The sequence below is a fragment of the Bdellovibrionota bacterium genome (assembly GCA_035292885.1).
GTDB lineage: Bacteria > Bdellovibrionota_G > JALEGL01 > JALEGL01 > DATDPG01 > DATDPG01.
The window spans coordinates 1-8,248 of record DATDPG010000027.1 but is presented as its reverse complement, the minus strand read 5'-3'; the positions used below and the strand labels follow the sequence as shown (position 1 = coordinate 8,248).

Sequence of the window (8,248 nt, the reverse complement as noted above, 5' to 3'; positions counted from 1 at the left end):
CCCGCCGCGCGGTCGTACACAAAAAGTTTGGCCTCTTCCCGCCTTGCCTCCGGAAAAACGGCAATCCGATCGTTCGGGAGGAGGTAATCGTATGCCGCCAGCGGATCGAATTCCGCCGGAACTACCGACGAATGACGCGCTCGCATGAACTGCATTTGAGCTCCGAGGCGAATCGGGCGAACCAAAGACTGTCCAAAACAATCCGGAGGTCCTTCGCTCCCTCGGGGACCTTCTTATAATACGTAACCAACTGAACCGCGTCCCGGTCCCCCTCGAACGAGGCTTTCAGCTCTGCGCCGCAGTAATCGCATTTGCGCAGAGGATCTTGAAGGAGCCACTCGACCGCGTCTTCGCGCGTCTTAAATCCTCCCTCCGATTTTCGGCGAAATTCCCAATCGTCCACGTACTCTTCCTTCGGCGGGGCCTCGTTAACGTTGGCGGCCGATCGCCGCGCTAAATTTAGCGCCATCACAGAAGGCCGGCGTCTTACGAGAAACGAAAGCAGGATCATTCCTAAACCGGCAATCCCCAGCCAGGGCATCCAGAACGACATGCGGAATTTCCGGCGCGTGAGTTCCAGCCATCGATAGTTCGCGTCCCCCCTCATTTGCTGGATGGTCGCCAAGCCTCCTTCGGGCATGGTCATAAGCCGATCATATTGAGCCAGCGTAGCCGTCAGGTTCTCGTACTCCCGTTGAACGGTGTCGGTCGGAAGCTCGCTTAGCCGGCGGAGATCTGAGAGCTGAACCATCCCCAAGTAGAGGGCGGAAAGGATGACAAACACGATTCCGAACGGGCGCATTTTACTTTCCTTTTCGGGGAATGTTTCTTCCCGTCAGGCGGCAAAGCTCGGCGTGCAGCAATTTCATATCTTCCCATACGTCCTTTTTCGCCGCCGGATTGCGCAATAGAAAGGCCGGGTGGTAGGTCGGCATGAGGGAGACGCCGTGGTAATTGAAAAGTTTTCCTCGAAGCTGAGAAATCGGCGATTCCATTTTAAGAAGCGTCTGTGCCGCGAATTTCCCCAAGGCGCAAATGATCTTCGGCCGAATGGCTGCAAGCTGAGCCACGAGGAATGGTTCACAGGTTTCGATCTCATCCGGTTCCGGATTTCGATTTTCCGGCGGCCGGCATTTTACGACATTGCAGATGTAAACTTCGTTCCGCTTGAAGCCGATCGCTTCAATGATATCGTTCAACAGTTGCCCGGCCCTCCCGACGAACGGCTCTCCCTGAATGTCTTCGTCCCGCCCCGGCGCTTCACCCACGAAAACCAGTTCGGCGTTCGGATTTCCGACGCCGAAGACGAGTTTCTTCCGGCCGCGATGCAATTTGCACCGCGTACACTCGCCGATGAACGCACGAATTTCCGGAAGGCTTTGAACGCCTTCCGCCGGCGCCACAGACGTTAGAACCGATGGGACCGCGGGCTCCGCAGCGATGGAATCCGTGCGTTGCCCCCGCCGAATCGCGTCCTCCAGGGCCACACGCGTCGCCGCAACCAACTCAAACAGCTCTTTTTGAGGTTCCGAACTCGCGTCCCGGCTCATTCGGTTTTCGATATCACTGCTTCGGATTACGGGCTACAGAAACTTCGGACGAACTCCGGTCCATAGATGTCCGAATCAATCAGAAGTCGTAAATGGAGTCGTGGTCTTTCGATGTTTTCGAAATCGGTTTTGACCACAGGGCTACAGGCCCGCGAGGCGCCGAGCGAGGTCTCACTTTGCGAATCACTTTTCGCATCAGATTCGCCACAAAGCAGCCGGTCCGTTTCGCCAGTTTATGGAGTGACATCCCAGCTTCCCGCGAAGATGCATGGTTTTTCATTACATCCGTGATTTTAGGGTATTTGACGCCCCTATCAAGTGTTTTGGATGAAGCTGATGACCCCACCATTAAGGATAAGGTTCTGGAATAACGAGAAAATCAGGAGGTTATTCGTATTTTTCTGGTTTTGAGCATGCTTGACATGCATGCATAGGATATATATTATGTAGGCACAATGAAACCGAGAAGCCGACAGCAGTACACGATCCGAGATATCCCTCCAGATTTAGATACATGGTTACGTAAAAGAGCCCGGGCGACGGGGAAAAGTCTCAATCGATTAACCCTTGAAACCTTAAGACTCGGAGCAAAATTGAGGGACGTTCCGAAGATAAATCATGAACTGGCTTCCTGCATCGGCAGCTGGGTGGAAGATCCGGCCTTCGACGAGGCCATCCGAATGCAAGATCAGGTGGACCCTGATCTCTGGAAGTGAAGATCGCGATTGATACGAACCGTTACGTAGACTTCTGTAAAGGAGACGAAACAGCGGTTCGGCTTATCCAACAAGCTGAGCGAGTTTATCTACCTCTGATCACCATTGCGGAATTGCGCGCCGGCTTCTTAGGTGGAAAGGCTGCGGCAACCAATGAAAGCAAGCTTGTGAGTTTTCTGAACTCTTCAACCGTGTCTGTTCTTTCACCAGACGAACAAACAACCCACCATTACGCTCGCTTGTTTCAGCAGCTTCGATCTAAGGGAACTCCTATCCCGACAAATGACATCTGGATTGCGGCTTTAGTTTATCAGCACGACCTGGTGCTCTTTTCCCGAGATCAACACTTCGACAGCTTTCCGCAACTGGCTCGCGTTGCCGGGGTACCGTAGCCTGCACCACATACGTGGTTTCAACGTTGGTTCGCCGTCCATCGTTGAAATTACGCCGCTTTGAGATCGTCGACTTCAATCGCTAAGAACGGCTCTCGGGCGAACCTCTGTGCGGCGGCGCGAACCACGTTGCGGGGGGGCGGACGGTCGGTCCGGAGCTTTTTCTTGAAATGTCGGCGCAGTTCATGCGCGGCCCGCAAGCGCGCTTGACCGGTCGGGTCGGCCGCCACCATCGGCGAATCTTTTTGATCGACCAAAAAGCTCATTACGGCGCCGACCGCTTTGTCGTGAAAGTGCTTCACCTCGGTCGGCGGCAACGGCCAGGGGTTTTTCTTGGAAAGCCCGCTCCACAACTTTTGCCACTGGTGAAGACCCTGGAGGAGCAGTAGCTGGTTAAAAATCTGCTTGTTGAAAGAGAAATCAAAGATTCGAGTCGGCACGAGGCTTTCCATATGGGCGTCGCAATCGTTGAAATCTCCTTTCGCGATCTGTTCAAAAAGCTTGAGCGTCTTGGAGTTGGTCATTTTTCGGTCGAACACCAACTCCCAATACAGGTGCTTTAGGATTCCGGAATCGTACGATTCGATCGTCTTGCTCGGCACATAACAATTGTGGCTGATCGTGTCGGCGGCAAGATGGGCCACATAACCGAGCGCGAAGGCCCGGGTTCGGTCCGTTTGCGCCTCCTCGATCAAGCGAAACCCGTTGTCCCATCGATGGCCATGAGTCATGGCTCGCCCTAATTTCTTCGCCAAAACAATGTCCGCGCTCACGCAACCATAGAGGAACGGTATTGGCTGAGCCGAAAGGAGCAGCCGGAGGCCGTCCGCCAGTTGAGAGAGCTGCCCCAAAACCGTCATCCCGTACTGAAGATGAGCCGCCGGACCCCACGCCCACGCTGAATCGATAATCAGGAAGGGAAACAGTGCCGCCCCGAAGGCGAGACACCATTTCATGGAAATTTGCACTCGTTCTATGATACGGATTCAACTCTGCGAAATCAAACGGCATTTGACGCCCCGGGTCATCCAAGGGGTCGAGAGGAGGTTCGTGCTGCAACTTCGGTCACTTAACCTCGAGTTTCGAGAATCTGTTAGAAGAATTTCGGCCTCAGAAAGCCCCCTCTTTGTCTCAGGTTCAATTCACGCCTCGCTGAGAGCCTTATGACCCGAGTAGCCATTGTAGACGGAATTCGTACCCCCTTTGTTAAGGCGGGAGACCGCCTATCCCGAATGGGTGCCCAAGAACTTGGCCGGATCGCCGTCCGCGAGCTTCTGGAAAAGACCGATATCGATCCGGCCACCGTCGACGAAGTTATTATCGGCAACGTCGCGCAGCCGATGGAAGCCACAAACATCAGCCGTGTCATCGAACTCAATTCGGGCATGCCTCTTTCCATGTCGGCTCACACGGTGTCGCGAAATTGCGCTTCCGGCCTTCAGTCGATCGCGGAGGGATTCGAGTTGATTCGAAGCGGCCAGGCTCACACGGTCGTCGTCGGCGGCACGGAATCGATGTCCAACATTCCGCTCATGTATCCCAGAGAAATGAGCGATTTCATGGGCAACGTCTGGCGCGCCAAATCGCGGTTAAAAAAGGCGGCGGCCTTGGCTAAGTTCCGGCCCCGAATGCTCAAACCGGTCGTGGCTCTGGCCGAAGGACTCAAGGATCCGTTCAGCGGCCTTAACATGGGGGAGACCGCGGAAGTGCTGGCCAAAGAATTTCACATCACGCGAAGGGAACAGGACGAATTCGCTTTGCAAAGCCATCAGCGCGCCGTGGCCGCCACAAAGTCCGGCCGGATGGCGGACGAGATTGTTCCGATTTACTTGCCGGGAGAACCGGAGCCGCTGGGAAACGACATCGGCCCGCGCGAGAACCAAACCATCGAAGCCCTCGAAAGACTGACTCCTTATTTCGACCGAAGGTATGGCACGGTGACGGCGGGAAACAGTTCACCCATTACCGACGGCGCAGCCGCACTCCTTTTAATGAGCGAAGCGCGCGTGCAGGTCACCGGCATCCAGCCGCTCGCCTGGATCCGAAGTTACGGATTCGCCGGCCTCGATCCCCGACGGATGGGACTCGGCCCGGCCGTTGCCGCACCGATCGCCCTGCGGCGAGCCGGACTGAGCATGCGCGAAATTGAATTGGTTGAAATGAACGAAGCCTTCGCCGCCCAGGTGTTGGCCAATCTCCGCGTCTTTGAAAGACCAAAACTCGGCGAGGCGGTGGGTGCCGACCAGCCGGAGCTTGCACCGATCGATGTCGGCCGTCTCAACGTCAACGGCGGCGCGATCGCCCTCGGCCACCCGGTTGGAACCTCCGGTACGCGGATCACGCTGACCCTGGCCAAAGAGATGAAACGTCGCAACCTTCAATTGGGACTCGCCACCCTCTGCGTCGGCGGAGGTCAAGGCGCCGCGATGGTATTGGAGCGCCGTTGATGGCCGGCGCGAATCACCAGCTGGAGTTTCGAAAGGACGGAATCGCCGAGCTATCGCTCGATACGCAAGGACGGTCGGCCAATATTCTTTCCTCCGAAATGGTGGACGAACTAACCCGGACGTTCCAGCGACTTCACGCCATGAAAGAAGTGACCGGCCTCCTGATCCGCAGCGCAAAACCGAAAACATTTATCGCCGGAGCGGATGTGAACGAAATCTTCGCCGTGCAAGACGCTAACTACGCGATCCAGAAATCGCGCCAGGGTCACGCTCTGATGAATCTTGTCGAGACGCTTCCCTATCCTTCCGTGGCCGCAATCGACGGACCCTGCCTCGGCGGAGGAATGGAGTTCGCCCTCGCCTGCACCTATCGAATCTGCGGAAACGGTTCGAACGTCCGGCTCGGTCTTCCCGAAGTCCGATTCGGAATCATTCCCGGTTTCGGCGGTACCCAGCGGCTTCCCAAGACGATCGGTTTTCTTCCTTCCGTCGACATGATCGTTTCCGGAAGAATCGTCGATTCCCGACGAGCCCTTCGCATCGGTCTCGTCGACGACGTCGTTCCTTCGGAGATTCTCGACAACATCGCTCGGGATTGGCTGAAACGCGGAGCCCGGCGGCGCTCCTCCAAAAAAACACCGCTTTGGCACCGCCTCGTCGAATGGCTCCCGCCCGCCCGCCATTACGTTTTGAAAAAAGTCCGGGAGAAAACATTGGCGGCCACATCCGGTTTTTATCCGGCCCCGCTCGCGGCGATCGACGTTCTGGAAGAGACGTTTCGCGCCAAAAAGGCCGACGGGTACGAAGTGGAAGCTCGTCGCGTGGGAGAGCTCGCCGCTTCCCCCGTGTCAAAATCGCTGATTCATATTTTTCTCGCCACGGAGGAAATTCGGAGGAGCAAACTGGAAATAGCTCCGAAACCTGTGCGAAAGGTCGGTATCATCGGCGCCGGCGTCATGGGCGGCGGGATCGCCCACATCATCGCGGCCAAGGGCAAAATGATCCGCCTCCGAGACATCGCTCCGTCGGCGATCGCCAAGGCCCTCGATACCGTCCGCGAATTGAACGAGAAAGAGGTGGCGAAAAAGAGAATCGACCGGCGCGAAGCGGAGAACCGCTACATCCGGATCGCCCCCACAACGGACTGGACAGGATTCCATCGCGCAGACTTGGTAATCGAGGCGGTCGTGGAAAATTTGGATATCAAAAAGCAGGTTTTTGCCGAACTCGCCAAACATGTCCGCAACGACACCGTCCTGGCCAGCAACACTTCGGCGCTGTCCATTTCGGAGATCGCCGCCTCGGTTCCGCATCCCGCGCGTGTGATCGGCCTGCATTTCTTCAATCCGGTTCATCGGATGCAGCTCGTCGAAATCGTCAAGGGGAGAGAAACCGGTGCGCCGGCCCTGAGCACCACGCTTGATTTCGCTCTCTCCATGGGAAAAACACCGATCGTCGTCGCCGACCGGCCCGGATTTCTCGTCAACCGCTTGCTCGGCCTTTATCTCAACGAAGCTTGCCGCGCCGCCGAGGAAGGAATCCCCGTATTGGAGATCGACAAGATGATGGTGCAATTCGGCATGCCGATGGGCCCGTTCGAATTGATGGACGAAGTCGGCCTCGACATCGCCGAAAAGGTCGGTCACCACCTGGCTCAGTCGCTGCCGCATTTTCCCAAGAGTTCGTCGCTCCTCACCACGGTCCGGCACGACGGCCGGACGGGGAAAAAGGGAGGAAAAGGCTTCTACATCCACGGCCCGAAAGGAAAAGTTCTGGACGAAAAGGCCGTCCGCGCCGCGTTGGAGGAGGCTTCCAACGGCCGCGGCTTTACGATGACGACGGGTGAGTATGACCAGCTGGTGGACCGGATGGTACTGGGAATGGTGAACGAAGCGAGCCGTTGTTTGGAGGAAGGAGTCGTCACCTCCCCGCGCGACGTGGATGTCGGCATGGTGCTCGGAACCGGCTTCGCCCCATTTCGCGGCGGCCTTTTGGCTTACGCCGACGTCCGAGGAGCGAGGAAAATCGCCGACCAGCTGCGCCAATTAGCCGAGAAATATGGCGCGCATTTTCGTCCGACGCGACTCCTGGAAGAGCTTGCCGAACAGGATGCCTCTTTCGCCCAGTGGACTGAAATCCGATCGGAAGAAACGCATCCTCCTCAGCTCGCCATGCCCGGAGTGTAGGAAAGAATGGATCGTCGGATGACAAACGCTGAACTTCAATCCCTGATTGCAGATCTCGCTCGAACCCCGGAAAAAATCCGGCAGGCTATCGGTCAAATAAGCGGCCGCGATCCACGCTGGAAACCAAAATCACAGGCATTTTCGGCACTGGAAAATGTTTGTCACCTCCGTGATATCGAGCGGGAGGGACATGCAATTCGGATCGCAAGACTACTCCAGGAAGATCAGCCATTTCTGCCCAACATCGATGGTGACCGCCTCGCCATTGCACGGCGATACAACGAACAGAATCTCGATTTAGCTTTCAACGAATTCATCGAAGCTAGGCAAGCGACCATTCGCATACTTAAAGACGTTTCTTCGGAAAGCCTGAATCGAAGCGGAACCTTGGAAACGGGCGGAGTCGTGTCAGTTGAAAAACTCTTATTGATGATCCGAGAACACGACGAAGGTCATATCCGTTTCATCCACGAACTTGCGCAGGACCAAGAGTTACCGCTTCTTAATGTAGGTGATCAGCTCGGCAGCCAATTCAAACCGGCGTAAAGGCGGAATCAAATAAAAGCACCGGATTCCTTCTTCGAACGCGACGTCGACTAACTCCTTCGCGATTCGCATTCCCACTTGCTCCCCATCCGCCTTTGAAAGGCCCTCGAAACGATTCCGGACCTCCTGGGGAATTTTCACGCCCGGTACTTCATTATGAAAGAAATCGGCGTTTCGTTTGCTGACGATCGGCATCTGGCCTACGCAAACGGGCAATCCGGCCGATTTCATCGCCCGGGCGAAATTCCGGAGAATCTGCGCATCGTAAATCGGCTGCGACTCGGCGAACTGGGCGCCGGCGGCGATTTTTTTGCGCAGCTTGAACATCGCCCCATCCAAACCTCTCGCGCCGGTAACGTTCGGATTGACCGCCACGCCGATGGCGAAATCGGTCGGTTTTTCGAGCGTGGC

General features: G+C 56.2%; 9 protein-coding genes. 5 read left to right on the top strand and 4 right to left on the bottom strand.

Annotated elements, in window-relative coordinates; translation table 11 throughout:
* Window positions 1-121: 121 nt before the first annotated feature.
* Together VI895_02240 and VI895_02235 are read right to left on the bottom strand one after the other, a co-directional pair.
* On the bottom strand, window positions 122-802 hold the full coding sequence (locus VI895_02240; GenBank protein ID HLG18618.1) for a hypothetical protein: 681 nt from the start codon (window positions 800-802) through the stop codon (window positions 122-124).
* A gap of 1 nt (window position 803) precedes the next feature.
* A complete protein-coding gene (locus VI895_02235; protein HLG18617.1) occupies window positions 804-1,550 on the bottom strand; it encodes a uracil-DNA glycosylase in 747 nt (248 codons plus the stop codon).
* 455 nt (window positions 1,551-2,005) lie between these two features.
* On the opposite strand from VI895_02235, the gene VI895_02230 reads away from it, so the two are divergent.
* Window positions 2,006-2,266, top strand: coding sequence for a hypothetical protein (locus tag VI895_02230; GenBank protein ID HLG18616.1), 261 nt, complete (start codon window positions 2,006-2,008; stop codon window positions 2,264-2,266).
* Window positions 2,263-2,658, top strand: coding sequence for a type II toxin-antitoxin system VapC family toxin (locus tag VI895_02225; protein HLG18615.1), 396 nt, complete (start codon window positions 2,263-2,265; stop codon window positions 2,656-2,658). Before VI895_02230 ends, VI895_02225 begins: the two co-directional genes overlap by 4 nt.
* Before the next feature lie 50 nt (window positions 2,659-2,708).
* On the opposite strand, the gene VI895_02220 is transcribed toward VI895_02225, so the two are convergent.
* Window positions 2,709-3,614: a zinc dependent phospholipase C family protein gene (locus VI895_02220; GenBank protein ID HLG18614.1), complete on the bottom strand. Its 906-nt coding sequence runs from the start codon at window positions 3,612-3,614 to the stop codon at window positions 2,709-2,711.
* A gap of 207 nt (window positions 3,615-3,821) precedes the next feature.
* Between VI895_02220 and VI895_02215 the strand changes: the two genes are divergently transcribed.
* Genes VI895_02215 through VI895_02205 form a run of 3 tightly spaced genes read left to right on the top strand, consistent with a single transcriptional unit; the run spans window position 3,822 to window position 7,837 of the window.
* Window positions 3,822-5,105: a thiolase family protein gene (locus VI895_02215; GenBank protein ID HLG18613.1), complete on the top strand. Its 1,284-nt coding sequence runs from the start codon at window positions 3,822-3,824 to the stop codon at window positions 5,103-5,105.
* A complete protein-coding gene (locus VI895_02210) occupies window positions 5,105-7,291 on the top strand; it encodes a 3-hydroxyacyl-CoA dehydrogenase NAD-binding domain-containing protein (GenBank protein HLG18612.1) in 2,187 nt (728 codons plus the stop codon). The genes VI895_02215 and VI895_02210 overlap by 1 nt, the downstream gene beginning before the upstream one ends.
* A gap of 18 nt (window positions 7,292-7,309) precedes the next feature.
* Window positions 7,310-7,837, top strand: coding sequence for a DinB family protein (locus VI895_02205; protein HLG18611.1), 528 nt, complete (start codon window positions 7,310-7,312; stop codon window positions 7,835-7,837).
* On the opposite strand, the gene VI895_02200 is transcribed toward VI895_02205, so the two are convergent.
* A partial coding sequence (locus VI895_02200) for a methylenetetrahydrofolate reductase (protein ID HLG18610.1) occupies window positions 7,784-8,248 on the bottom strand: 465 nt, incomplete at its 5' end. The two genes, VI895_02205 and VI895_02200, sit on opposite strands and share 54 nt — an antisense overlap.